We start from the raw sequence: 24,133 nt of genomic DNA on the forward strand, positions 1-24,133 counted from the left end.
GCACGACGGGTGGATCGGTCCCGACGACCGAGTTCCGCGCCCGACGGGGAACGTTCTTCGCGTCGGGAGCCGACGTGCCGACGATGACCGAACCCGACACGTCGTCTCGTTGGAGCGGGCGCCGGCTCCGGTACGTCATGGGGCTGTTCTACGTCGTCGCCGGCGTGAGCCACTTCCGCGCGCCGAACGCGTTCAAACGGGTCGTGCCGCGTCGGCTCCCGCGGCCGACGGCGCTCGTCTACCTCTCCGGCGTCGCCGAGATCCTCCTCGGCGTCGGCGTCCTGTTCGAGCGGACCCGCCGGCTCTCGGCGTGGGGGATCGTTGCGCTCCTGGTCGCCGTGTTTCCGGCGAACGTCTACACCGTGACCGACGACGTCGCGCCCGAACTGGTGCCCGACCGACTGAACGACGTGGCCCGGCTCGCGGCCTGGGTTCGCCTCCCGATGCAGGCGGTGTTGATCGGCTGGGCGTGGCTGTACACCCGGCCGGCGGAAGACGACGCGTGAGCCGACCCCGGTAGCTCTTTGCCCGCGCCCCGACCAGCGCCGACTATGCCCGAGTACGGTCCCTATCGCCACCTCGACGTGCGCGTCGAGGACGGCCTCGCGACACTCACGATCGACCGGCCGGCGACGCACAACGCGCTGAACACCGCCGCGATGCACGATCTCGGTCGCGCGTTCGCGGAGATCGAGAGCCACCGTGACGCCGTCGACGCCGTCGTGATCGAGGGCGCCGGCGACGAGGCGTTCTCCGCCGGCGCCGACCTCGCGGAGTACGCGGGGCCGTTCGAGGACCACGATCCCGACCAGCGCGAGCGACAGGAGCGCTTTCACGACGTCTTCCGGGCGCCACACGACTGTCACGCGCCCGTGATCGCGAAGATCGACGGGTTCTGCATCGGCGGCGGTCTCGTGCTCGCGCTGTACTGCGATCTCCGGGTCGCCAGCGAGCGCTCGACGTTCGGGCTGCCGACCGCCGCGGTCGGGCTGCTCCCACCGGCGGCGCGACGCGGCGGCTCGTCGACGCCGTCGGCGAGTCGACCGCGAAGGAACTGGTGTTCACTGCCGAGCGCGTCGACGCCGCGCGCGCCCAGCAGGCGGGCCTCCTGACTGGCGTTGTCGCGGCTGACACACTACCGGCGCGCGTCGCCGAACTCGTCGAATCGATGCGGACAGTCGGGGACGACGCTCGGACGCGGGCGAAACAGGCGATCAACGCCGCCGTCGCGGCGCCGGATCCCGCGACGGCCCGCGAGCGCGAGGCGTCGCTCTGGTGGGCGCAGTTCGAGAGCGAGGAGCGCCGCGAACGCGTCGACGAGTTCGTCGAGAAGTAACCTCAGGCGTCGTCGCGCTCCGGCTCGTCGACCGCCTCGTCTTCGGCCTCACCATCGTCCGACTCGGTATCGTCGTCCGTCTCGTCACCCGCCGCTTCGGCGCCGTCTCCCTCGGTCTCCGCCTCGGCCGCGGTGTCGGCTTCGGTATCGCCGCCGGCTTCCGCGACGGGGCCGACGCCGCCGACGACGCTCTCGCTCGGGTACTCGTCGCCCGCCTCCGTGTCCGCTTCGGCGTACAGCAGGTACAGCACCGGGGCGATGATGAGGACGAGGAAGGCGATTCCGGCGATGTAGGTGAATATTGGATCGACCATACCTCCCCGTTTTCCCGGGGGACTGTATGTGCTACGGCTTCCGTTCACCGGCTGTCAGCTTCCGGTGGCCGGGGGTCGACGACCCCGGTTCGGGGGACCGTCGGCCATTTGTCCGTCCACGCCGAACGGGAACTGTGAGCGTGACCACTCTCCACCGGCCCACGCACCGCGACGCGCTCTCGGCGCTGTCGGCGGCGTTCGAGCGCGGGAGCTGGTCACCGTGTTCGGTCGCTGCACCGTCGAGTACGACGGCCGCGCGGCCTCCTCGCTCGGGGCCGGCAACCGCCTGCTGATCCTCAAACCCGACGGGACCGCGCTCGTCCATACCGACGAACAGCGCACGCCCGTGAACTGGCAACCCCCGGGGTCGGAGCACCGCGCCGCCGTGCGCGATGGCCGCCTGCGCGTCCGCAGCGTGCGCGAGAACCCCGACGAGCGGCTGGACGTGCGCTTCGACCGCGTCGAGCAGGTGTCGGCGCTCCCGGTCACCGGCGGCCGGAGCGTCGACGTGTACGGAAGCGAGGAGGATCTCCGCCATCGAATCCTGGACGAACCAGAACTGGTCGAGCCCGGCTTCGAGCCCGCGGCGACCGAGCGTGCGACCGCCGCCGGCCCCGTCGACGTGTTCGGCCACGACGACGAGGGGCGGCCGGTCGTCGTCGAACTCAAGCGCCGGCGTGTCGGGCCGGACGCCGCCGGCCAACTGGGCCGCTACGTCGAGGCGCTCGCGCGCGAGCTGCCCGACGGGACCGAAGTTCGTGGCGTGCTGGTCGCCCCTTCCGTGACCGATCGGGCAGGGGAGCTGCTGGCCGAGAAGGGGCTCTCGCACGTCCCGCTCTCGCCCCCGGCGTCGTCGACGACGCCAAGCGGCGACGGCAGGGGGTCGACGACGGCCCCGGAGCGCTCGACTGACGCCGACGACGGGGCGGACTGACGCGGCGGCGACGCATCGAAGGCTTTAATCGCCGCCTGGGCCTCAGAACAGCCAAGTAGCTATGTCTGACAAGCCCGCCTCAATGTACCGGGAGATCGACAAGCCGTCGTACACCCGGCGTGAGTACATCACCGGCATCCCCGGTTCGAAGATCGCACAGCACAACATGGGCGACCTGCAGGCTGACCCGCAGGACTACCCCGTCAAGATCTCGCTGCGACCCGAGGAGACCCTGCAGGTCCGCCACGGCTCGCTCGAGTCCGCGCGGCTCTCCGCCAACCGCCACCTGATCAAGACCCTCGGCGAGGGCAACTACAAGATGGTGCTGCGGAAGTTCCCCCACCAGGTGCTCCGCGAGAACAAACAGGCGACCGGCGCCGGCGCCGACCGTGTCTCCGACGGGATGCGGCAGGCGTTCGGGAAGCCGGTCGGCACCGCCGCCCGCATCAACCAGGGCGAGAACATCTTCACGGCCTACTGCGAGGTCGACCAGGCCGACGAAGTGAAGGAAGCGTTCCGCCGCGCGTACAACAAGATGTCGCCGCCCTGCCGCATCGTCGTCGAGCGCGGCGAGGATCTGCTGGTCCGGTAACCCCGCGGCTTCTTTCGCGCTCTCTCCACCCCAGCGACGCTTCCGAGCGTAGCACCCTTCTTCCCCCGGTCGAACGCCGTCGCGTGCCCTACCAGCGACTCGCCCGCCGGCTGGCCGACGACCCCGCGCCCGCGGTGACGACGCTCCCCGACGGGAGCATCGACCGCTACTGTCGGCTCTCGACGGGCGCACTCGACCCAGTCAACCGCCGGACAACGTTCGCCCGCGAGGCCGGCGCCGACGGCCGGAAGGGGTTCGATCTCGAGCCGCGGTTCGTCGAACCCGGCGGCCAGGCGGTCAACGCCGCCCAACAGGCCCACGCACTCGGCGCCAGGGCGGCCTGCTACGGCCACCTCGACGACCCCGAGCCGGGCCGGGACGTGTTTGCCGACCTGCCGTTCGAGACCGTCTCGATGGGGCGGGCGGCGAAGGTGAACGTCCTCGACTTCGTGGACAGTGATCTCCTGTTAGTGGAGGCGTCGCCCGATCTCACCGGGTGGTCGCTGGCCGACCTCCGCGAAGCCGCACCGCTCTCGACCGTCTTCGGCGTCGACGCCGTCGTCTGTGCGAACTGGGTCTCGACGCCCGGCATGGCCGAGGCGTTTCACGAACTCGGCGCGGCGGCGCTCGGACGCGTGCCGTTCGTGTTCGACCCCGGCGACGTGCTGGGGGCGACCTCGACGACCACCAGGAACTCCGGGAGGCCGTCCGCGCGCTGGGCGACAGCGTGGACGCCGTGCTCTCGGTCAACCCAACCGAACTCCGCGCGCTCGCGGCGGCGCTGCCGGCCCCGCCCGCCCCGCCGGTCGACGACGAGGACCGCGTCGTCGCCGTCCGCGAGGCGTTCGACGCCGCGGCGGTCGTGAAACACGGAAAACAGGCCGCGCTGGCGGCGACCGGCGAGGGCGTCGTTCGCGTCGAGAACCCCACCGTCGACGCCCAGCGCCAGGTCGGCGGGGGCGATCGCTTCGACGGCGGGCTTGCGGTCGGGCTCGGCGCCGGCTGGGACTGGCCGGTCGCGCTGGCCTGCGGGAACGCGTGTGCCAGCTACTACGTCGCGACGAGCGAGACGGCCTCGGCCGCGACGCTCCGGACGTGGCTGGCCGACCGTGGTCTGGTGGGGAACGCCGACTGACCGCGGGCGGCTAGCGCTGGGCGACGATCCGCTCCACCGCCCCACGGGAGACACTGACCGAGTCGCCGTCGAGCGTCCGCGCCAGCGCCGCGGCGGCGGCCCCCCACTCGAGCGCATCGCCGACAGCGGGGGGCGACATCCCCTCGCTCCCCGGTGTGCCGTCGCCGTCGGAGTGGGCGCCCCTCGCCTCGGCGGTGTCGGCGATCCGTTTCGCGTGGAACGCGCCGACGAACGCGTCGCGGGCGCCCGCGTCGTCGACCGACTCGCCACGAACGGCCTCGGTCTCGTGAACCTCGTCGTCGTGGACCGCCAGCGCGCCGCCGTCGCTCCGAAGCAGCACCACCGTCTCGAGGCCGTGGTCCGTCCGGAGCGCGTGGGCAGTCTCGATCGAATCCCCCTCCTCGCCGAGTACGTCCCGGGCCGCCGTCGAGGAGACGAACAACACGTCGACGGCGGGGAGCAGCGACTCGCAGGCCTCGCGTGCGGCCGCGGGCGACCAGTCCCGGCTCCGGTAGTGGAGGTCGAACGCGGTGGTCGTGTCGCCGTCCCCGGCCGCGGCCAGCAGCGACTCCGTCGCCGCCGCCGTCTGCTCCGTCCGCGCGACCGTGGCGCCCGTGACGTGGAAGCGGTCGGCGTTCTGCACCGCGTTCAGCGGCAGGTTCTCGGCGTGGATCCCCTCGAAGGCGGCGCCCTCGCTGTCGCGGACGACCGTGCTCCCCGTGGCTGGGGGCCAGTCTCGACGAACGCCGTCGCGAGCCGTGCGTCGGCGTCGGCCCACGAGACGCCGGTCCGGACGCCGTGTCGGCGCAGATCCGCGACGACACGCTCGCCCAGCGGCGAGTCGGGGAGTCGGGAGAGCCAGACGGCGTCGGCGCCGAGCCCCGCCGCCGCGACGACGGCGTTTCGCTCCGGCCCGCCGACGGCGGCGTCGAAGGAGTCGGTGTCCGCGAGCTGGCGGCCGCGCCCGGCGCGCAGTCGAAGCGTCGCCTCGCCGAACCCGACGATGTCGAACATATCCGGCCGCTCGGGCGGTCGGGTGAAAAAGCCTCGGCGGCTACTCGGTCAGCGGCAGCACGATGCCGAACACGATCGGACTGAGGACGAACGCGAGCAGTCCGACCACCGCGGTGGCGAGAAACAGCGACTCTTCCCACCCCGGGATGCTGACGTAGTTCTCTGCGAGATAGCCGCCAGTTTCACCCACGGCCATGAGCACCAGCCCCAGCAAGAGGCCGCGTTTGACTGTCGACGAGTAGTCGATCGATCCGTATCTGCCCATATCGGTTCACGGTTGTCGCGTCGCTACATACGTCTTGTGAGGTCGAAAGGCGTATACGAGATAGCGCGAATTCGGGGTATGGCTTCCGGAGTCACGGAGATACTCATCGAACTCGCCACGCTGCTGGCGTACACGCTTCTGTCGGGCCTGCTGACCTACGCCGGCATCCTGTCGGAGCGCACCGCCGTCGAGCTGCTCGCGGCCGGGGTGACGCCGCTCTCGGTCTGGTTCCTCGTGCTGGGAGCGATCGCGCTGTACGGCGGCGTCGTGGCGGTCGGCCGAGACGTGGTTGGCACGCGCCTGCTGTCGCTGCTGCACTGACTCCGAAAAAACGGCGAGCGGTTACTGCGTCTCGATCTCTCGTTCGAGTTCGCGCAGGCGGTCGACGCGGTTCTCGGTGCTCGGGTGGGTGCTGAACAGCTTGCCGATGACCCCCGAGCGGATCGGGATCACGAAGAATGCGTTCATCTCCGCTGTCTCCCGGAGATCCTCCTGTGGCACGCGGTCCATGCTGCCGTCGATGGTCATGAGCGCCGACGCCAGCGCCGAGGGGTTGCCCGTGATCGCGGCGGCGCCGCGGTCGGCCGCATACTCCCGGTAGCGCGAGAGCGTCCGGATCAGCACGAACGAGAGGATCCAGACCGCGAAAGAGACGCCGATCGCGACCAGCACCTGGCCGCCGCCCTGCCGGTTTCGGCCGCCGCCGAACAGGAAGCCAAAGCGCACGACCATGAACGCGAGCGTCGAGAGGAACGAGGCGATGGTCATCACCATCACGTCCCGGTTTTTGACGTGGGCGAGCTCGTGAGCCAGCACGCCCTCCATCTCCTCGCTGTCGAGGGTTCGCAGCAGCCCCGAGTCACACAGACGGTCGCGTTCTTCTGGGACCGCCCGGCGGCGAAGGCGTTGGGCACCTCCGAGTCCGCCACGGCGACGGTGGGTTTGGGGAGGTCGGCCTGCTGGCTGAGGCGCTCGATCGTCCCGTGGAGTTCGGGGTACTCCCCCGATCGACCTCGCGGGCGCCCATGCTCCGCAGCGCGAGCTTGTCGCTGAAGAAGAACTGGCCGACCATGAACAGCCCCATCACGACCACGATCCCGCTCATGCCGATATCCGTCAGCGAGAGCGCGGCGATGAAGACGATATAGAGGAGGCCGAGCAGCAGCATGGTGATCGCCATGCGCGCCCGGAGCCCCCAGTCCGCTTTCCACTCCATACCGGTGAATAGGCGTTCAGCGGTTTAAACCCTCCTCGCCAGTCCCGTCGCCGCCACCGGGGACGCTTTCAGGCCGGCGGCTGGTGGGTCGGTATGGACACCGTCATCGTCACCGGCGGCCGCGGCGCCTCGGGGCGCTGGGTCGTCGACCGCCTGCGCGAGGCCAACGAAGTCGTCGTCGTCGACCGTGACCACCCCGGCTTCGGCGCCGAGCCCGTCGAGAACGTCGACTTCCGCGCCGCGGACCTCACCGACCGCGGCGCGGTCCGGGAGCTCGTCGCGAGCGTCGAGCCCGACGGCGTCGTCCACTGGGGCGCGATCCCGGCGCTCGGGCGCCACCCGGAGGGGGAAGTGTTCGAGAACAACGCCGTCGCGGCGTACAACGTGCTTACCGCCGCGGGGGAGGCGGGGCTCGAGTCGTGCAGGCGTCCAGCGACGGCGCCTACGGCTTCTTCTTCGCCGACGAGGAGCTGCTCCCCGACGAGCTTCCGGTCACCGAATCCCACCCGCGGCGGCCGGAAGACGGCTACGGCCTCTCGAAAGTCGCCGCCGAGGCGGTCGCCGCCGGCGTCGCCCGACGCCACGGCGTGCAGGTCGCGTCGATCCGCCCCTCCTGGATCCAGGAGCCCGGCGGCTACCCCTGCCGGGACCCCGACTACACCGGGAATCTCGCCGCCGGCGCGGGAAACTACTGGTCCTACGTGGACGCCCGCGACGTGGCCGAGATGGTCCACGCGGCACTGACGACCGCGTTCGCCCCCGATGGCGGCCACGAGGCGTTTAACTGCGTCGCCGCCGACAACGCGCTGGGCGAACCACTCGAGGAACTGCTGGCGCGCTACTACGGCGACGTTCCCGAGGCCGGCCCGGGCGTCGACGGCGACGGCGGCGCCTACAGCGTCGCGAAAGCCGCATCCCTGCTGGACTGGACGCCCGAGCACTCCTGGCGCGACGCCGCCGAGGAGGCGGTTCCGCGGCCGGAGCTGGTGCGGGACTGATCGATCCCGAACGGACGCGGAACTGATCCGGGGCTGGACGGGTCGATATCGGCCGCGAAGCGAACCCCTTTGGCCCCGCCGACGGAGCTTCAGCCATGCGACTAGCACGGATCCAGACCGACGACGGCGTCGTCGCCGGCGAGTACGAGGACGGTGCGGTCGAAAGCGACGGCGAACGCTACGTGGTGGGCGAGGACGGCGATCTCGCCGCGCCGTGTGAGCCCTCGGCGCTCTACTGCATCGGGCGCAACTACGCCGAGACGCTGGAGCAGAAAGGGTACGAGCGCCCCGAGCAGCCGACGTTCTTCATCAAGCCGCCGGCGTCGGTGGTCTCCCACGAGGCGCCGATCCCGTACCCGACGTTCTCCGAGGAGGTGACGTACGCGGGCGAGCTGGTGGCGGTGATCGACGAGCACTGTCGCGACCTCACGCCCGCGGAAGCCGAGGACGTGGTTCGGGGGTTCACCATCATGAACGACGTGGACGCGCTAGACCAGCCGGGGCTCACCTCGCGGAAGGCGTTCGACGGCTCCGGGCCGCTGGGGCCGTGGATCGAGACCGACGTGGACCCGCGGAGCCTCGACATGTACACCGAGATCAACGGCGAGCGCCGGCAGGCGGCGAACACGGAGCTGATGCTGTGGGGTCCCTACGAGCTGATCTCGTTCCTCTCCGAGCGGTTCACGTTCCGGCCCGGCGACGCCATCGCGTTCGGGAGCCCGGGGAACCCGGGGACGATCGAGCCGGGCGACGAGGTGGAGATCTGGTACGAGGGGGTCGGGACGCTGCGGAACACGGTCGAATAGTCGGATGGGGAGGCAAGCTTCTCGGTGTCAGTAGTAGCGACAGCGACCGCATCGGCAACGGCATCTCGTTCGTAGCACACTTGCGACCGCCACGCGCCGGGAACGAGGTCCGGCGCAGTGCCGAATCCCCACCCCTCCCCCGCGGGCGCCGACAATCGGCGTCACCAGAAATCGGAGAGTTCTGGTTGGCAGCCGAGAGTCTTCGGCTCTCGGCGACGCCCCCGGGGCGTCCACCGCGACCGCAGCGCGGCCGCGGTGGCGCGCGACGTTAGCCCCTGCGTGGGCGAACGAGCGCGCGAGGGACGAGCGAGGGGGAACCCGAGCGAGTCGGCTCGGGAGGTTGTGGCCGCGGTGCTCGGCGGTGCGGTCACAAGTGGTCATGCTCACTCCGCGGTGACGTTCGCCGTCGCAGTCCGGAAGCCGCCGAAAGCGGGGTTCCGAACCCACACACCGTATAGCGCGGGCCTTATCAGTCCGAACCGTCCAGTTTTCGGTAATGAGCAAGTCCGGCGAGTTCTGCCCTCGCTGCGGCGACGACGTGCCCGAGCGCCCCGAGCCGCTCCCCGGGGAGCCGCGGGACCGCGACGCCGCACTCTGTGACGCCTGCTACTTCGAGCAGTTCGACCTCGTCGACGCGCCCGACCGGATCGAGGTGCTCGTCTGCTCGCGCTGTGGTGCGGTCCACCGCGGCAACCGCTGGGTCGACGTTGGCGCGAAAGACTACACCGACGTGGCCGTCGACGAGGTGGCCGAAGCCCTCGGGGTCCACCTCAAGGCCGAGCAGGTGCAGTGGGGCGTCGAGCCCGAACAGGTCGACCAGAACACCATCCGCATGCACTGCACGTTCTCCGGGATCGTCCGCGGCACGCCCGTCGAGGAGCAGGTCGTGGTGCCCGTGAAAGTCTCGCGGGGCACTTGCAAGCGCTGTGGCCGCATCTCCGGCGGCGCCTACGCCGGCGAGGTGCAGGTCCGCGCCGACGAGCGCGAACCCACGAAGGCGGAGCGCGAGCGCGCCATGGAGATCGCCCACGAGATGGTCCAGGAGCGCGAGGCCGACGGCGACCGCGACGCGTTCGTCACCGAGGCGAAAGAAGTCGACGACGGCGCCGACATCAAGCTCTCGACGAACAAGCTCGGCCGCGCGCTCTCGAAACGGCTGGTCGAGGAGTTCGGCGGCGACTTCGAGGAGTACGCCACCCTCGTCACCGAGGACTCCGACGGCAACGAGGTGTACCGCGTCACGTTCTCGGTCCGCCTGCCGCGCTATCGCCCGGACGAGATCATCGACCCCGAGGACGGCGACGGCCCGGTGCTCGTCACCTCGGTCCGCGGCAACCTCAAGGGGACGCGACTCGCCTCCGGCGAACGCTACGAGGCCCGGTTCGACGAGGAAGACGCCCCCGACGCGCTCCGACTCGGTGAGCGCGAGGAGGCCGTGGAGACCACCGTCGTCGCCGTCGAGGACGAGCACGCGGTACAGGTGCTCGACCCCGAGACGTTCGAGACGGTGAGCATCCCGCGGCCCGACTTCTTCGACACGAACGCCGACGAGGTGCTGGTGCTGAAGTCCCGCGCCGGCCTACACATGGTGCCCGGCGAGGACGCCTGATCGGCGACGGAAGTTAAGCCGCTGGCGCCGCTAGGTCGCGTATGGAGTGGAAACAGGTGCTCGCCGTCGTGCTGACCGTCCTGATGCTCGGCTCCTCGTTCGCCTACGCGCTGGCGCTGTGAAACCCGGTTCTACGGCCGGTGCTCGCGGTTGATCGCGTCGAACACCCAGCCGAGGATCGGCCGACTCGATCCCGCAGGACGCTCGACGGTTACGTCGTTCCACCGGTCGTAGCGGTAGCGCTGCCAGTCGGTGTCGTTGCCGTTGGCCGAGTAGATCGTTATCGCCCGCAGCCGACCCGAATCGGCGTCGACGGTCACGGTGACGTTGGCGTCGAACGACTCCGGCGGCGCCGAGGCGTTCGCAGACGTGCCGAGCAGCCGACTCGCGACCGTGTCGTTGTCGGTCCGCAGCCGGATCGTCCCGTTGGACTCCGAGACGGTCGTCTCGACGGCCGAGTCCGCGAGCGTCGCCGCCAGATCGCTCCGGTCGAGGCGATCCGCGCCTTCCCAGAGGTTCAGCGCCCGGGAGCGACTCCGGTCGGGCCCCTCGGGGAAGTCGTAGTACGTCGCGCTGACCGCGTCGGCGTACACGTCCGGGCCGCTGCCGAAGTATCCCTCGCCGTTGTCGGTGTCGAACTCCCGGTCGCTGCGCTCGACGGTGTAGCGCAGGAACACACAGCCGCCGTCGCGGCGCGTGACGTTCTCCTGGTCACAGGGCGTGATCCAGTCCATCCGGTAGTCGTTGGTCGCCGTGGTGTTCAGCGCGTCCAGTGCGACCTGTTCCGGCGGCGCGTCGGTGTCGACGGTCCGGGGCTCCGGCGGCGAGTAGAACGGGTCGGCGACGCCGAGTGAGCCCATCAGCAGCGCGGTCAGTACGGCCGCGATCGCCATCCGGCGGAAGATGTCCTCGCCGAACCGTGCACGGATGGCGTCGGTGAGTCGGCTCATCCGTCACCCCAAACATCCGAGAGGGGATGGTTCTCACGCTTTGCCGCCTCCGCCTCGGTCTTGTTCGCCGGCGCGTCGCCGCCCGAACTGGACGAACGCGTCGACGACGATCCCGAGGACGACGAGGTCGTCGAGCCGCCGGACTGGCGGCTGGCGCCCCGCCCGGACCACCCCGACGAGCGCGCGTTCGGGCTGGCGTCGACGCCCGCGAGCGCGGCCGCGGGGTCGGCCGCGGGCAGCGTCGGCGTCGAGAGGCGGTCGACCTGCTCCTGGAACCACCCCGGGATGTCGGTGCTCGCGCGGTCGAACAGCTCCAGGAGGGAGTCGTCCGCGAGGTAGGTCGCGCCGTAGTCCTCCGGCGAGCGGACGACCCGGCCGCAGGCCTGGATCACGGTTCTGAGGGCGGCGCGGTAGTACCACGCCCACTGCCCCTCCTCCAGTCGCTGTTCGACGCGTGAGTCCTTCGTGTTGAGGTACGGCGCCTTGCAGAGCACCTGCCAGCGACAGAGGTCGCCCTCCAGATTCAGGGCCTCCTCCATCTTGACTGAGAGGAACAGCTCGGGCTCGTCGCTGGCTTTCCACGCCTCGAGCTGGGCGTCACGGTTCTCCCGGTCGTGGACGCGCACCCGGCCGGCGACGCCCAGTTCGGCGAGCCGCTCCGTGAGCCGCTCCTGGATCCCGTAGGAGTGGCAGTGGACCAGCCCCTTCTCGTCGGCGTGTTTCGCCATCAGCCGGACGACCAGATCGGCGATCTTGGGGAGCGTCTCGTCGCGGTGCTCGTAGGTCATCTTCCCCTGGGTGGTGTCGTACAGCGGGCGGTTCTCGACGGGGAACGTGTGGCCGACCTCGACGAGGGCGACGTTCTCGGGGTCGAGCCCGACGCCGCGGCAGAACGCCTCCTTGTTGAGGATCGTCGCCGACAGCAGCGCGAACTTCGAGCCGCGGTCCCAGACGGTGTGCTTGAGGTACTTCGCGGGGTCGAGCGGCTTGATCGAGATGGCGCCGCCGGCGCCCTCGGGCTGGTCGACGACCCACGTCGTCGGCGAATTTGGGTCGCGGTAGTCCTCCGCGAAGTAGGCGAGCTCGCTGATCAGCTCCTGCAGGCGGTCCCGGCGGGCGGCCTCCTCGGGCGTGAGTTCGGGCTTGGCGAGCAGTCCGTCCTTCTCGGCCTCGCAGCGCTCGAGCAGCTGTTCGGCGAACCGGACGGCGCCCTCGACGGGATCGCCGGTGGCCGCGGTCACGTCCGGCACGTTCACGTCGTCCCAGACCGGCACGCGCCGGGGGAGAGCTCGACGGCCGCGTACATCTCCGCCCACTCCGCGAGCCCGTGGGCCTCGTCGACGACGACCACGTCGCGCATCCGGAACACGTCGCTGCCGGCGGTCTGCATGAAGTACGCGAGCGTCATCGCCGCGATGGGTTGGTTCGACGCGATCGCGCGATCGGAGAAGTACGGACAGCGGTGGCGAACCGTGCAGTCGAACCCCTTCTTGCGCACGCAGGGGGCCTGATCGACCGGCGTGTCGTGCTCGCCGGGGAGGATGCAGTCGTAGTTGTTCTTCCCCGGATCACCCGGAAGTCGTCGAGCAGGTCGTCGGCCTCCACGTCGTCGAGCTGGCTGACCTGCGGCGTGGTGTAGTAGGCGCCGGTGGGCTGGGCGGGGTCGGCTTCGGCGACGGTCCGGGCCGCACCCATGATCGAGCGCGCGAGGAGGGACTTGCCGCTGCCCGTCGGCGCGCGCACGAGCACGACATCGTTCCCGGCTGCGAACGCGTCGCGGATGTCCGCGAGCGCCCGCTCCTGGTTGCCGCGGTAGGAGGGCGCGGGGAACGACTCCGGGATGCGGGCGGGCTCCACTCTGTGTAGTGGTACGCGGTCGGGCGGATGAATGTAGCGCTCCGACGTGGTGGGGCGGACGACCCGGGCCAGCGGGATCAGGACTCCGCCGTCCCGGCGTTCAGGAACGCCTCGTCGATCGTCCGGGTGAAGGTGTCGCCGTCGACGGTCAGGCGGATCTCCACCTCGAGCGGCGAGTGCGACCGGACGACCGTCTCGTAGTTCGAGATCGCGTTGAGGTAGGCGGTGACGGAGTCGGGGTTCATCGGGTTCAGCCCGTGGTTCGTCATGAACGCCAGGAACTCCGTCTCCGCGAACAGCGCCATGAGCACGCCGCCCGCGGCCTCGTAGTTGCAGTTCGTACACGCGGAGCCGAACACGACCGACCGCCGGCGCCCGCAGTCCGAACAGACACCCCCGTCGGCGCCGTGGTCGTCGCAGGCCTCGACCGTGCGCTCGGTCCGGGCCGAGCACCGGGGGCAGATCCCCGTACTCGCCGTGACGAACTCGGTCTGCCCGAGGCTGAACGCCGCCCGCAACACCTCGTCGGCGTCCCGTCCGTCCAACCCCGCCGGCGGGAGCGGCATCCCGCCGAGCCAGCCGTACCCCGGCGGGATCTCGGCTTCGGCCGGCGCGTGCCCAGCGTCGTACGCGCCGCTGCACTCGGGACAGAACACGTCGACCTGCTCCTGTCGGTACCGAACCTCGACAGGCGCCCCGCAGTAGTGGCAGTCCTCGTCGACCGGCGTCGGCTCCATCACGGGCGTCTCCGTCACCGTGCCCGAGAGGACTGCCTCGACCACACGCTCGCCGGCCTGCCGGAGGCGGTACCCCTCCTCGGTCTTGCCGACGAAGTGGCCGACAAGCTCCCCGAGGTGGTAGTTGAACTGGCCGGAGTCGCGAACGTCCACCGCGTCGCGGAGTTCGGAGAACGAGAGCGGGCGGTCGGCGTCACCTAGCCGTCGGACGATGTCGAGTCGGATCTCGCTGCCCAGGGTCGAGAACGCGTCGTCCGGCGGGACGCCGCCGAGTCCGGGTCGGGTCCGGAAGCCATACCCACTCGTTGGCTGTCACGTTTGAAAAGAGTTCGCGGCGGTCGGTTCCACCGGAGCCCGGGGGAACACCGCCCGCGTCGCCGTTACCGGGCCGGCCCCCGGCGGGCGGCGTCGACGCCTCGGTGTCGGGGTTCCTCCCACGTATAGTGGTCGGCGTCTCGCCGACGATGCGGCCGGGCACCTCGTACCTGCCAGCTGCGGCACCGACGGCGACGCCCGCCACGCCGGCCGCGACTGTCGGGGCCTGTATCGCCCAGACGGCGGCGAACACGACGGCGGGAACGACGACGGCAGCCACGAAGGCGCCGTCCTTGGGGTGAGCGTCGATCGTCGGGTCTGTACTACCGTGGGGGGATGGGTTGTGGTCCGTCACGTCTACCACGTGGCTACCCGGCCCAAAAAGTGTAATCAGAACTATGTTTCTGTTCGCGATCGAACCGAAGATCGCTACTGTACGATCGCTGTCAGTTATCGGGTCACGTCCGCCGCGACGCCGCCGAACCCGTCGACCTCCGCACGCACGTGCGAGCCGGGTTCGATGACGCCCGCGCCGGGCGTGCCGGTCGAGATCACGTCGCCCGGCTGCAGCGTCATCACGTCGGAGTGATACGCCACGAGCTCCCGGGGCGAGAACGTCATGTTCCCGACGACGTTCTCCGCGATCGTCTCGCCGTCGATCACGGTGCGAACGGTCGTGTCAGCGAGGTCGGCCCCGGGTTCGGGCATCGCGATGTGGGGACCGAACACGAGGAACGTGTCGAAGCTCTTCGAGCGCGTCAGGAACCTCGGGTTGCGCTGGAGGATGTCCTCGGCGGTCATGTCGATCACCGGCACGTAGCCGGCGATCACGTCGTCGGCGTCCGCGGCGTCGACGTTCCGGCAGGTCCGTCCGATCACGACCGCGAGTTCGGCCTCGGCGGTCACGCGGTCGCTGATCTCGGCGGGCGGGAGGCGGATGGGGCCGCCCGGCCCGGTCGCGGCCGTCGTCGGCTTGAAGAAGCTCGCCGGCTCCTCGGGCGCGTCCTCCGAGAGGTCGCCGGCGTGTTCGACGTAGTTGAGGCCGATGCCGAACAGCTTCCCCGGCTCCGCGACGGGGGCGCCGAGGGAGTAGTTCCCGCGAGGGGTTCGCTCGGCGGTTGCGTCGTCGGCGCCCGGGAGCGTCCCGGCGGCCGCTGCGGGCAGCGCGTCGCGGACGCTCGTGTGCTCTGGTACAGCCGCCTCGAGCGGGACGACGCCGTCGTCGTCGCCCAGCAGCGCGTCGCCGTCGGCGGTTCGTGCGAGGTACCGCATCAGCGCCACCCCCCAGCGTCGGGTCAGCGGTTCGTAGAGCAGTCGCCATACCTCGTCACTGGCACGTACCTTCATCAACGTCCCGACTGCCGACGGGTGAACAGGGAACAGCGTTTTGTGGTCTCCCCGAGAGGTGGGCGTATGAGAATGGAGGAGCCCACCTCCCAGACCCTGGACTCCGCCATCCCGATCGCCGAGCTCGCGGTGGGTCGGAGCGTGCTGGTGCGCGGCCCCGCGATGTCCGGGAAGTACGACCTGCTCCTCCGGCTGCTCGACGCCCTCGCGGACTGCGGGCTGCTCGTCTCCACCAGCCGGCAGGCGACCGGCGCCCGCGAGGATTTCGCCGACTACGGCGACCCCGACTGCTTCGGCATCGTCGACTGCGCGAGCCGCGCCCAGGGGCGTGACGGCGACGAGAACGGGCTCGTTCGCTACGCCTCCTCGCCGAAGAACCTCACCGAAGTCGGCGTGAAGTTCACCGATCTGGTCGATTCGGTTCAGGCCGACGCCGACCACGCCGCCGTCGGCGTCCACTCGGTGTCGGAGCTACTGATGTACTGGGAGACCGAGCGGGTCTACCAGTTCCTCCGCGTGCTGCTCGCGGAGGCGAAGGGGCTCGACTGGCCCGCCGTCGCCGTCATCGACGACGACGCCGCGACCGAGCAGGCGGTCACCACGCTCACCCAGCCGTTCGACGCCGTGATCACCACCCGGCGCGACGACGACGGACGGGCGTTCCGCTACCAGGAGTCGCGACGGGAGCCCACCGACTGGGTCGCGTTCTGAGGCCGGCCGAGTCGCCCCACTTTTGGCCCCGCCTCGCGAATCGTCGCCGATGGCCGAGTTCGACCCCGAAACGTTCGAGGAGGAGAAGTACACCGACCACTTCACCGAGCTCCAGCGCGCGTACAAGAACGCGTTCGAGACGATGAGCGAGCACCACGACTCGGACCTGATCCACGTGATCGACCAGCAGGTGCTCAACGAGTCCGAGCCCCACTTCGTCGACGGCGCCTTCGAGGTCGAACTCCCCGAGAACCCCGCAGACCGCGTCACGGCAGTGAGCGTCGACCCCGAGACGCTGCACGAGACGCTGGAGCAGTACACCGACGTGATCGCCGCCGAACTCCACCAGCTGTTGGGCGTCGAACAGCCCGAAACCGACGGCTGAGCCGGCTATCGAACGTGTTCGGGGTGACCCGAACCAAAGGCATAAGCCGCCCGCTCGCCAAGCCGAAGTATGAGCACGGAGAGCCAGTCCGGCGACGACGACCTTCGCGAGCGCGTCAGCAACTTCCTGCGACGCAACTTCCCGCAGATCCAGATGCACGGCGGTTCGTCCTCGATCACCCACCTCGACCGCGAGGCGGGCGAAGTACACATCCAGCTCGGCGGCGCGTGTTCGGGCTGCGGTATCTCCCCGATGACGATCCAGGCGATCAAGTCCCGGATGGTCAAGGAGATCCCCGAGATCGAGACGGTACAGGCCGACACCGGGATGAGCGCCGGCGCCGACGGCGACCTCGGCGGCACCGGCGGCAGCAGCATGAGCCCCTCCTTCCCGGGCGAGGGCGACGACGACGGCGAGGACGACGAAGGTCCGCAGGCTCCGTTCTAACTCGCTCCCGTTCAGTTCCCGTGTTTTCAGCCGCCTAGCCGCGGCACTGGCGTTCTCGGACTACCACGCCTTTTTGCCCCGGAGCCCCAACCGACGCCCATGAGCGAGGAGTTCGACAAGGAGGCCGAGCGGGAGAAACTCCGCGAGAAACTCGAGAAGGACCAACAGAAGCGCCAGGAGACCCAGCGCATGAGCGAGCTGCTGCTGCAGGGCGCGACGATGACCAACGAGCACTGCGAAAACTGCGGCGACCCCCTGTTCCGCGACGGCGATCGCACGTTCTGTCCGACCTGTCACGGCGGTGGCGCCGACGACGCGGCACAGGCCGGCGAGCAGACACAGCAGCAGTCCTCGGGACAGCGCCAGCAGCCCGCGAGCCAGCAGCCGGCCGAGCGCCAGGCTCCCCAGCCGGTCAGTGCCGAGCCGACGCGGACCGAACCCGACCGGGGCAACGCCGCGCCGACGGAGTACGTCGACGAGAGCAGCCAGGAGCCGACTGGCGAAGCGCCGACGACGAGCGAGGCGCCGACGCCGGCCGACGGCCCGCGGGCTGAACTCCAGCGCGCGGTGACCCGCAGCGCGCGGAAGGCGAACGAGGCGAGCGATCCGCGGACGGCGAAGCAGTGGCTCGAAGCGGCGAAAGAAGCAGCCGAGGCGCTGGACGCGGTGGAGTAGTCAACCCGAGTAGTCCGAGCCGACGACCTCACGCAGTCGATCCGCGGTCACTTCGCCGACGCCGTCGACCGCCATGAGGTCCTCCTTCTTCGCGGTCATCACCGCCTCGACGGTTTTGAACTCCTCGAGCAGCGCCCGCGCCGTCACGGGGCCGATGTCGGCGACGCTGCCGACGACGTACTCCTGCTGTTCGGCAAGCGTCTTCCCGGATTTCTCGCCGTGGACGGAGACCGTCCGGTCGCTCTCCTCCTGTTCGCGGCCCGCGACGACCTCCAGCAGGTCGGCAGTGTCGTCCTCGTCCTCCGTGCGGAGTACGCTGGCATCGAAGTCGATGGCGAGCGAGGAGAGCGCGCCGCGGATGGCGTTGGGGTGGACGTTGCGCTCGCCGTAGAGATCCTCGCCTTCGAGGATCACCACCGGCCGGGCGTACGCCCGCGAGAGGTCGCCGACCTGCTCGAACATCGAGCGGTCGCCGCCGGTGAGCGTGTCGAGGAAGTCCGCGACCGACTTGCGCTCGACGGCGACGCGGTCGGAGAGCACGTAGTCGCCGACTTCGAGCGTCTCGAGCCGGGTCCGAACGCCCTCCCGGCGGGAGAGCTCCTTCGCGATCGGCGAGTCGAGCTCGCGCTGGTCGACGACGACCTCGATCACGTCCTCCTCGGGGTCGGAGTCGGCAGTGGCGACGACCCCCTCCTCGGCAGGGTCGGACGCGGCGTCCGCGCCGTCGGCGCTGCTCTCGCTCTCGCTCTCGCTCTCGCTCTCGAAGTCGGTCAGCCCGGGCTCGACGCGCTCTTCGCGTTCCCTATCGGCGTCGCCGAACGCCGAGAGCGCCTGCTGGGCGTCGTCGAGCTCCGCCTCGACCTCGTCGGCGACGCCTTTCAGCTCCCGAAGCTCGTCTTCCATCTCCTGTTCGCGGCGGCGAGCGATCCAGAAAAAGGCCTCGTCCCGGGTGTCGTTGGCCATCAGGACGACCACCTTCCCCTCGGCCTGGCGGCCGGTTCGACCCTTCCGCTGGATCGACCGGATCGCGGTCGGGACCGGCTCGTAGAACAGCACGAGGTCGACCTCCGGCACGTCGAGCCCCTCCTCGGCGACCGAGGTGGAGACCAGCACCTCGAACTCGCCGTTGCGGAACTGGTCGAGGCGCTCCTGCTGCTGTTTCTGGGTCATCCCGTCGGAGCCCTCCTTGTCGCCCTGCCCGACGAACTTCCGGGTCTCGAAGCTCTGCCCGAGGAACTCGGTCAGGGCTTCGGCGGTGTCGCGGGACTCGGTGAACACGATGACGCGCTCGCCCTCGCCGATGCCGAGGGTCTGGGCCAGCAGAATGCGGGCCTTCGAGAACTTCGGGTGGAGCTCGTCGTACGTGTCGGCTTTCCGCATCGCGCGGCGAACCCGGGGTCGCTGACCATGCGCTGGCTGGCCTTCGACGCCCCCGAGGAGCGGGCGTCCTCGCGCTGGCGCTCGAAGTAGCGCCGGACGGACTCGACGGACTGGGTCTCGACGAGTTCGACCGCGCGACGGAGCTTCATGATCTCCGCGTGGGTGCTCATCCCCTGGTACCCCTCGCTCTGGTCGTTGTTGATCAGCTTCTGCAGTTCGGCGCGCATGCCGTTGAGCTTCTTCTGAGAGAGGTCCGGGCTGGTGGCGTTGGTGACGCCGAGCTCCTTCAGGTCCTCCAGCCGCTCAGTGATCACCTCGTTCAGCAGTTCACGGATTTCCAGGATCTCCTCGGGCAGGTCGACGCGCTCCCACTGCACGTCGGTGTCGTGGGTGAACTCGTCGACGTCGGCGTCGTCCTCGGTCATCACCTCGACCTCGGTCAGCCCGAGGTTCTCACACACCTGCAGGATCTCCTCCTCGTCGCCGCCCGGCGACGCGGACATCCCGGTCACGAGCGGGTCGGCGGCGTCGGCGTGGTAGCGCTCGGCGATGTACACGTAGGCGTAGTCGCCGGTCGCGCGGTGGCACTCGTCGAAGGTAAGATGGGTCACGTCCGACAGCGAGATGCGATTGCCGACGAGGTCGTTCTCGACGACCTGGGGCGTCGCGATCACGATCGTCGCCGACTCCCAGAGCTCGGCGCGGTCGTCCGGGCTGACCTCGCCGGTGAACACGACGATCTCGTCGTCCGGAACCTGGAGTGCCTCGCGGTAGAACTCGGCGTGCTGCTGGACCAGCGGCTTCGTCGGCGCGAGCATGAGCGCCTTGCCGCCGACCTCGTCGAGTCGCTCGGCGGTGACGAGCAGCGAGACGGTGGTCTTCCCGAGCCCCGTGGGGAGACAGACGAGCGTGTCGGCCTCCTGGGCGGTGCCCGCGAGCTGGAGCTGGTAGAGCCGGCGCTCCAGGAAATCGGGCGTCAGCAGCGGGTGGTCGATCCGGCCGACGTCGTCGGAGGCCGCCATTTGCAGGTACTGGGGCGCGCTCGCCGATAAGGGTTCGGCGAGCGTGGTGGAACTGAAACGGGGGCGTGCCGGGACGGCTCAGACGATCTGCTCGCCGTCGTCGTCGTACACGCGGATGGCGTCGACGGGGCAGGCCCGGGCGGCGAACTTCGCGTCGAGTTCGGCGTCCTCGGGCACCTCGCGGACGAACAGGTCCTCGTCTTTCGGTTCGGCGTCGACGAGGACGGCTTTCCCGGCGTCCTCGTCGCGCTCGAAGGCGTCCCACTCGGCGACGCACTGGAACATCCCGATACAGGTGTCGCGGTCGTACTCGATGCGCATGGCCGGCGGTTCGACGCGAGCCGTCGTAAGTGGTTGGTGTTGGCCGGGAAGGTCGGCGCCGAGGCTCGGCCGCGCGCCGGTCGACGGCCGCTCAGCGGCGCTCGACCCGCATCGGCATCCCGTTGCGCGGGTGCGCCGTCAGCGTCGGCAGCAGTTCGAGCGGACGCTGGCCCTCGTAGGTGAGCCGGTACTGACTGGCCGTCGTCGCGACGATGGTCCGGGCTTCGAGCATGGCGAGATGTTTGCCGATACAGTGACGCGGCCCGCCGCCGAAGGGGAAGTACGCGAACCGGGGGCGCTCCCGCGTCCGTTCGGGGCGCCAGCGCTCGGGATCGAACGTCTCCGGGTCCGTCCAGTACTCGTCGGAGCGGTGGACCGCCCACTGGGGAGCATGATCGACGCCTCCGGCGGGATCGTGTACCCCCCAACGTCGACGGGCTCACGCGGCTGGCGGAAGATCGTGTACACCGGCGGGTAGAGCCGCATCGCCTCCTTGATCACCCACTCCGTGTACTCCAGCTCCCGAAGCTCTTCGGCCGTCGGCCGGCCGTCGCCGACGACGGCGTCGATTTCCTCGTGGAGCCGGCGTTCGACCTCTGGGTGTTCGGACAGCAGGAACCACGTGTACGTCAGCGTCAGCGCGGTGGTGTCGTGGCCCGCAAGCAGCATCGTCATCATCTCGTCGCGGAGCTGTCGGTCGGTCTGCTCGCCCGCTTCCCGCGCCCGCAGCAGGATCGAGAGGAAGTCCATCGGCGCGTCGGGATCGTCCGCGTCGCCGATGTCGTCGCGGCGCTGGGCGACGATGTCGTCGATGACGGCTTCCAACTCCGTGACGGCGGCGTCGAACTCGGCGTCGCCCGGCATCGGCACCCACTCCGGGAGCGCGAAGCGGACGGGGTCGGGCTCGAACCGCATCCCCAGCGGCTCCAACTGCTCGCGGACGTGCTCCAGCCGGTGGCGCGGGAGCTCGACGCCCATCATCAGGTCGAGGATCACGTCGATGGTGACCGTCGTCATCTCCTGTTCGACGTCGAACTGCCCGCCGTCGCCCCAGTCGGCGAGCCGGGACTCGGTGTGGTCGACGATGCGGTCGGCCATCCCCGACAGCCGCGACATGTCGAACGCTGGCTGGGCGAGTCGGCGCTGCTGTCGCCACGTCTCGCCCTCGCTGAGCAGCAGCCCCTCACCGAGCAGGCTGCCGAGCGCGTCGTCCTGAAAATCGGGTTTGCCGAACCGGTCGGCGTCGGCGACGAGGATCCGCTCGATCTCCGCCGGGTCGGTCACCATGTACGTCTCGAGCGGCCCCATGTCGAACTGGCAGACGCCGCTGTACGCCTCCTCTAAGTGCGTGACGAACCGGAACGGGTCGCGAGCGTACTGCCGACTGCTCCCGAATACCGGCTGTCCTTTCGGCCCGGGCGGGGTTCGAGACATTGTGTAACCTAGGGGACGACAGGGTATAAATCTCGGTTCCGCGACACGGCTGTCGCGGCCGAGCGTCGGCCCGTTACGGCCACAGCCCGGCAGTTTCGGTCAGTGGCGCAGGGCGGCTGCTTCCGTCGTCACCGTACCGTCGTCACGGAACGCCTGCACCCGCCGTTACCGCACCTTCGTCCCCGGCTCGGCGTCGCCGCTCGTCGTCAGCAGGTCCGCCTGGTCGCCCGCCGCGAGCACCATCCCGTTCGACTCCACGCCGAACAGCTCCGCCTTCTCCAGGTTGGCGAGGACGATCACCTTCTCGCCGGTCAGGTCGTCCACGTCGTGGAGCTGTTTCAGCCCGGCGACGATCTGGCGGGTCTCGACGCCGATGTCGACCGAAAGCCGCACCAGTTTGTCCGCACCTTCGACGCCCTCGGCCGACTCGATGCGGCCGACGCGGATGTCCAGGCTCTCGAAGGTGTCGAAGTCGATACGCTCGTCGATCAGGGGTTCGAAGTCGCTCTCGTCCATGGCTGAGTCTGCAGTTTCGGCGTCGTCGTCCTCAGTGTCGTCCTCGTCGGCAGTCGCTGCCGCGATCTTCGCGTCCAGCGCCTCGTCCAGTTCGTCGACGCGGTCGTCCTCGATCTTCTCGAACAGCTCGTCCGGTTCGTCGAAGGCGCCCGGCTCGGTGTGGACCGCGTCGGTCTCGGCGGCGTGGACGTCGGCGTCGATACCGAGCTGGGTCCAGACCGTCTCGGCCTTCTCCGGACAGGTGGGCTCGAGCAGGACGGCGACGGCGGTGGCGACCTGCAGGCAGTCGCGGATGACCTGGGCCTGCTCGTCGCTGCCGTCCTCGAGCTGCCACGGCTCGTGCTGCTGGATGTACTCGTTGCCGAACTGCGCGAGTTCGACCGCGGCGTCGCCGGCAGTGCGCACGTCGTAGTTCTTGACCGCGCTCTCGAACTGCTCGACGGCGGCGTCGATGCGCTCGCGCACCTCGTCGCTCACGTCGGCGTCGGGCGTGCCGTCGAAGTTGCGCGCCGCGAACAGCATCGACCGGTAGACGAAGTTGCCGACCGTGCCGACCAGTTCGCCGTTGACGCGCTCCTGGAAGCGCTCCCAGGTGAAGTCGAGGTCCTGCTGGAACCCGCCCATCGTGGTCAGGTAGTAGCGGAGGAGGTCCGGGTGGAACCCCTCGTCGAGGTACTCTTCGGCCCAGATCGCGCGGTTGCGGCTGGTCGAGAGCCCCTTGCCGTCGATGGTGACAAAGCCCGTCGCACAGACCGCGCGCGGTTCGGCGTGGTCCGTGGCGTGGAGCATCGCCGGCCAGAAGATCGTGTGGTGCTGGATGATGTCGCGACCGATCACGTGGACGATCTCGCCGCCGTCGCCACCGTTGCGGCCCCAAACCTCCTCCCAGTCGTACTCGTCGGCGCCGACGCGCTCGGAGTACTGCTTGCTCGAGGAGACGTACTCGATCGGCGCGTCGACCCAGACGTACAGCACGAGCTCCTCCTCGCCGGGGTAGTCGATCCCCCAGTCCATGTCTCGCGTGATACACCAGTCCTGGAGCCCCTCCTCGATCCACTCACGGGGCTGGTTTTGGGCGTTCGAGGTGCCCTCGAGCCGGTCGAGGAACTCCGAGAGGTAGTCCGCGAGTTCGGAGACGGCGAAGTACTTGTGTTCGCGCTCGCGGTACTCCGCGGGGTTGCCCGTCAGCGTCGAGACGGGGTTCTCGATCTCGCCGGGTTCGAGGTGGCGGCCACAGCCCTCGTCACACTCGTCGCCGCGGGCATGCTCGCCGCAGTACGGGCAGGTCCCCTCGACGTAGCGGTCGGGGAGGGGCTGGTCCTCCTCGGGGTCCCAGGCGACGAGAATCTCGCCCTCGTAGATGTAGCCCGCGTCCTCGAGCCGTTCGACGAACTCGCGGGTGATCTCAGTGTTCGTCTCGTCGTGGGTGTGGCCGTAGTTGTCGAAATCGACGTTGAACTTCGGGAACGTCTCCTCGTACTTCCGGTGGTACTCCATCGCGTACGCTTCCGGGGAGACGCCCTCCTTGGCGGAGTTGAGCGCGACGGGGTGCCGTGCATGTCCGACCCACAGACGTACGCCGACTGCTGGCCGAGCTTCTTCAGCGAGCGGTTCACCGCGTCCGCGGCGGTGTACCCACGGAGGTGACCGATGTGGAGATCGCCGTTTGCGTACGGCAGTCCACACGTCACCACCGCGGGACGGTCGGTCGGGAGCTCCTCGTGGCTCATCTACTCGTGGATTGATCGATGCGGGCCTAAAGCCCGCCGGTTTCAGTGGTCGCCCGGCGAGGATTGCGGCGGCCGAACGGCCCTTAC

At 69.7% G+C, this 24,133-nt stretch carries 19 protein-coding genes and 8 pseudogenes; 13 read left to right on the plus strand and 14 right to left on the minus strand.

Going from position 1 to position 24,133, the window contains the following annotated elements; all coding sequences use genetic code 11:
- Nucleotides 1–83 precede the first annotated feature (83 nt).
- On the plus strand, nt 84–506 hold the full coding sequence (locus SY89_RS05365) for a DoxX family protein (RefSeq protein ID WP_054584669.1): 423 nt from the start codon (nt 84–86) through the stop codon (nt 504–506).
- 45 nt (nt 507–551) lie between these two features.
- A pseudogene (locus tag SY89_RS05370) lies at nt 552–1,336 on the plus strand (enoyl-CoA hydratase/isomerase family protein).
- Nucleotides 1,337–1,338: 2 nt separating this feature from the next.
- On the opposite strand, the gene SY89_RS05375 reads toward SY89_RS05370, so the two are convergent.
- Nucleotides 1,339–1,650 carry a hypothetical protein gene (locus tag SY89_RS05375; protein WP_054583438.1) on the minus strand — a complete coding sequence of 104 codons (312 nt, stop codon included), beginning with the start codon at nt 1,648–1,650 and terminating at the stop codon, nt 1,339–1,341.
- 134 nt (nt 1,651–1,784) lie between these two features.
- On the opposite strand from SY89_RS05375, the pseudogene nucS reads away from it, so the two are divergent.
- From nucS to SY89_RS17115, 3 genes and pseudogenes are all read left to right on the plus strand, one after another.
- Nucleotides 1,785–2,584: pseudogene (gene nucS / locus SY89_RS05380) on the plus strand (endonuclease NucS).
- Between the two features lie 61 nt (nt 2,585–2,645).
- Nucleotides 2,646–3,176 carry a 50S ribosomal protein L16 gene (locus tag SY89_RS05385; protein ID WP_054583439.1) on the plus strand — a complete coding sequence of 177 codons (531 nt, stop codon included), beginning with the start codon at nt 2,646–2,648 and terminating at the stop codon, nt 3,174–3,176.
- A gap of 736 nt (nt 3,177–3,912) precedes the next feature.
- Nucleotides 3,913–4,311, plus strand: coding sequence for a PfkB family carbohydrate kinase (locus SY89_RS17115; RefSeq protein WP_239685516.1), 399 nt, complete (start codon nt 3,913–3,915; stop codon nt 4,309–4,311).
- A gap of 10 nt (nt 4,312–4,321) precedes the next feature.
- On the opposite strand, the gene SY89_RS18990 is transcribed toward SY89_RS17115, so the two are convergent.
- Genes SY89_RS18990 through SY89_RS05405 form a run of 3 tightly spaced genes read right to left on the minus strand, consistent with a single transcriptional unit; the run spans nt 4,322 to nt 5,590 of the window.
- Nucleotides 4,322–4,954 carry a PfkB family carbohydrate kinase gene (locus SY89_RS18990; protein WP_054583441.1) on the minus strand — a complete coding sequence of 211 codons (633 nt, stop codon included), beginning with the start codon at nt 4,952–4,954 and terminating at the stop codon, nt 4,322–4,324.
- 5 nt (nt 4,955–4,959) lie between these two features.
- Nucleotides 4,960–5,325 (minus strand): PfkB family carbohydrate kinase, encoded by a 366-nt coding sequence (locus SY89_RS18995; protein WP_054583442.1) that lies wholly within the window; start codon nt 5,323–5,325, stop codon nt 4,960–4,962.
- 40 nt (nt 5,326–5,365) lie between these two features.
- A complete protein-coding gene (locus tag SY89_RS05405; RefSeq protein WP_054583443.1) occupies nt 5,366–5,590 on the minus strand; it encodes a DUF7860 family protein in 225 nt (74 codons plus the stop codon).
- 78 nt (nt 5,591–5,668) lie between these two features.
- Here SY89_RS05405 and SY89_RS05410 point away from each other — a divergent pair, with 78 nt between their 5' ends.
- Entirely contained in the window at nt 5,669–5,911 is a 243-nt protein-coding gene (locus SY89_RS05410; protein WP_054583444.1) for a hypothetical protein, read from the plus strand.
- A 21-nt stretch (nt 5,912–5,932) separates the two neighbouring features.
- Here the strand turns inward: SY89_RS05410 and htpX are convergent.
- Nucleotides 5,933–6,806: pseudogene (gene htpX, locus SY89_RS05415) on the minus strand (zinc metalloprotease HtpX).
- A gap of 93 nt (nt 6,807–6,899) precedes the next feature.
- Between htpX and SY89_RS05420 the strand changes: the two are divergent.
- The 3 genes and pseudogenes from SY89_RS05420 (at nt 6,900) to SY89_RS05430 (ending at nt 10,219) form a co-directional block, all read left to right on the plus strand.
- Nucleotides 6,900–7,804: pseudogene (locus SY89_RS05420) on the plus strand (NAD-dependent epimerase/dehydratase family protein).
- A 95-nt stretch (nt 7,805–7,899) separates the two neighbouring features.
- Nucleotides 7,900–8,610 carry a fumarylacetoacetate hydrolase family protein gene (locus SY89_RS05425; protein ID WP_054583445.1) on the plus strand — a complete coding sequence of 237 codons (711 nt, stop codon included), beginning with the start codon at nt 7,900–7,902 and terminating at the stop codon, nt 8,608–8,610.
- 496 nt (nt 8,611–9,106) lie between these two features.
- Nucleotides 9,107–10,219 (plus strand): 60S ribosomal export protein NMD3, encoded by a 1,113-nt coding sequence (locus SY89_RS05430; RefSeq protein WP_054583446.1) that lies wholly within the window; start codon nt 9,107–9,109, stop codon nt 10,217–10,219.
- 131 nt (nt 10,220–10,350) lie between these two features.
- Here the strand turns inward: SY89_RS05430 and SY89_RS05435 are convergent, their stop codons facing one another.
- From SY89_RS05435 to SY89_RS05450, 5 genes and pseudogenes are all read right to left on the minus strand, one after another.
- On the minus strand, nt 10,351–11,169 hold the full coding sequence (locus SY89_RS05435) for a hypothetical protein (protein ID WP_054583447.1): 819 nt from the start codon (nt 11,167–11,169) through the stop codon (nt 10,351–10,353).
- Nucleotides 11,166–13,026 (minus strand): annotated as a pseudogene (locus SY89_RS05440) (helicase C-terminal domain-containing protein). Before SY89_RS05440 ends, SY89_RS05435 begins: the two are co-directional and overlap by 4 nt.
- 77 nt (nt 13,027–13,103) lie before the next feature.
- Complete coding sequence (locus tag SY89_RS05445) at nt 13,104–14,000, minus strand: DUF7351 domain-containing protein (RefSeq protein ID WP_463467454.1); 897 nt, start codon at nt 13,998–14,000, stop codon at nt 13,104–13,106.
- Nucleotides 13,957–14,433 carry a hypothetical protein gene (locus SY89_RS16445; protein ID WP_144427137.1) on the minus strand — a complete coding sequence of 159 codons (477 nt, stop codon included), beginning with the start codon at nt 14,431–14,433 and terminating at the stop codon, nt 13,957–13,959. The genes SY89_RS05445 and SY89_RS16445 overlap by 44 nt, the downstream gene beginning before the upstream one ends.
- Before the next feature lie 95 nt (nt 14,434–14,528).
- On the minus strand, nt 14,529–15,350 hold the full coding sequence (locus SY89_RS05450) for a fumarylacetoacetate hydrolase family protein (RefSeq protein ID WP_054584670.1): 822 nt from the start codon (nt 15,348–15,350) through the stop codon (nt 14,529–14,531).
- 141 nt (nt 15,351–15,491) lie between these two features.
- Between SY89_RS05450 and SY89_RS05455 the strand changes: the two genes are divergently transcribed.
- The 4 genes from SY89_RS05455 (at nt 15,492) to SY89_RS05470 (ending at nt 17,643) form a co-directional block, all read left to right on the plus strand.
- Nucleotides 15,492–16,136, plus strand: a complete 645-nt coding sequence (locus tag SY89_RS05455; protein WP_144427138.1) for a DUF7504 family protein — start codon at nt 15,492–15,494, stop codon at nt 16,134–16,136.
- Nucleotides 16,137–16,185: 49 nt separating this feature from the next.
- Nucleotides 16,186–16,521, plus strand: coding sequence for a DUF5783 family protein (locus SY89_RS05460; protein WP_054583450.1), 336 nt, complete (start codon nt 16,186–16,188; stop codon nt 16,519–16,521).
- A 69-nt stretch (nt 16,522–16,590) separates the two neighbouring features.
- Complete coding sequence (locus SY89_RS05465; RefSeq protein WP_054583451.1) at nt 16,591–16,968, plus strand: NifU family protein; 378 nt, start codon at nt 16,591–16,593, stop codon at nt 16,966–16,968.
- Between the two features lie 99 nt (nt 16,969–17,067).
- A complete protein-coding gene (locus SY89_RS05470) occupies nt 17,068–17,643 on the plus strand; it encodes an Sjogren's syndrome/scleroderma autoantigen 1 family protein (RefSeq protein ID WP_054583452.1) in 576 nt (191 codons plus the stop codon).
- Here the strand turns inward: SY89_RS05470 and SY89_RS05475 are convergent.
- From SY89_RS05475 to metG, 4 genes and pseudogenes are all read right to left on the minus strand, one after another.
- A pseudogene (locus tag SY89_RS05475) lies at nt 17,644–20,045 on the minus strand (DEAD/DEAH box helicase).
- 78 nt (nt 20,046–20,123) lie between these two features.
- Nucleotides 20,124–20,366, minus strand: a complete 243-nt coding sequence (locus SY89_RS05480; protein ID WP_054583453.1) for a ferredoxin — start codon at nt 20,364–20,366, stop codon at nt 20,124–20,126.
- 91 nt (nt 20,367–20,457) lie between these two features.
- Nucleotides 20,458–21,800: pseudogene (locus SY89_RS05485) on the minus strand (cytochrome P450).
- A gap of 165 nt (nt 21,801–21,965) precedes the next feature.
- Nucleotides 21,966–24,046, minus strand: a pseudogene (metG, locus tag SY89_RS05490) (methionine--tRNA ligase).
- Nucleotides 24,047–24,133: the final 87 nt, after the last annotated feature.

The sequence above is a fragment of the Halolamina pelagica genome, from assembly GCF_001307315.1.
In the GTDB taxonomy this organism is placed as follows: domain Archaea; phylum Halobacteriota; class Halobacteria; order Halobacteriales; family Haloferacaceae; genus Halolamina; species Halolamina pelagica_B.

Bases quoted from the DNA above. Each gene is read 5' to 3' on its own strand.
- SY89_RS05465 (WP_054583451.1), top strand. From the start codon at position 16,591: ATGAGCACGGAGAGCCAGTCCGGCGACGACGACCTTCGCGAGCGCGTC.
- SY89_RS05480 (WP_054583453.1), bottom strand. From the start codon at position 20,366: ATGCGCATCGAGTACGACCGCGACACCTGTATCGGGATGTTCCAGTGC.
- SY89_RS05460 (WP_054583450.1), top strand. From the start codon at position 16,186: ATGGCCGAGTTCGACCCCGAAACGTTCGAGGAGGAGAAGTACACCGAC.
- SY89_RS05385 (WP_054583439.1), top strand. From the start codon at position 2,646: ATGTCTGACAAGCCCGCCTCAATGTACCGGGAGATCGACAAGCCGTCG.
- SY89_RS05435 (WP_054583447.1), bottom strand. From the start codon at position 11,169: ATGAGCCGACTCACCGACGCCATCCGTGCACGGTTCGGCGAGGACATC.
- SY89_RS05410 (WP_054583444.1), top strand. From the start codon at position 5,669: ATGGCTTCCGGAGTCACGGAGATACTCATCGAACTCGCCACGCTGCTG.
- SY89_RS05450 (WP_054584670.1), bottom strand. From the start codon at position 15,350: ATGCGGTACCTCGCACGAACCGCCGACGGCGACGCGCTGCTGGGCGAC.
- SY89_RS18995 (WP_054583442.1), bottom strand. From the start codon at position 5,325: ATGTTCGACATCGTCGGGTTCGGCGAGGCGACGCTTCGACTGCGCGCC.
- SY89_RS05455 (WP_144427138.1), top strand. From the start codon at position 15,492: ATGAGAATGGAGGAGCCCACCTCCCAGACCCTGGACTCCGCCATCCCG.
- SY89_RS05405 (WP_054583443.1), bottom strand. From the start codon at position 5,590: ATGGGCAGATACGGATCGATCGACTACTCGTCGACAGTCAAACGCGGC.
- SY89_RS05425 (WP_054583445.1), top strand. From the start codon at position 7,900: ATGCGACTAGCACGGATCCAGACCGACGACGGCGTCGTCGCCGGCGAG.
- SY89_RS05430 (WP_054583446.1), top strand. From the start codon at position 9,107: ATGAGCAAGTCCGGCGAGTTCTGCCCTCGCTGCGGCGACGACGTGCCC.
- SY89_RS05470 (WP_054583452.1), top strand. From the start codon at position 17,068: ATGAGCGAGGAGTTCGACAAGGAGGCCGAGCGGGAGAAACTCCGCGAG.
- SY89_RS05375 (WP_054583438.1), bottom strand. From the start codon at position 1,650: ATGGTCGATCCAATATTCACCTACATCGCCGGAATCGCCTTCCTCGTC.
- SY89_RS05365 (WP_054584669.1), top strand. From the start codon at position 84: ATGACCGAACCCGACACGTCGTCTCGTTGGAGCGGGCGCCGGCTCCGG.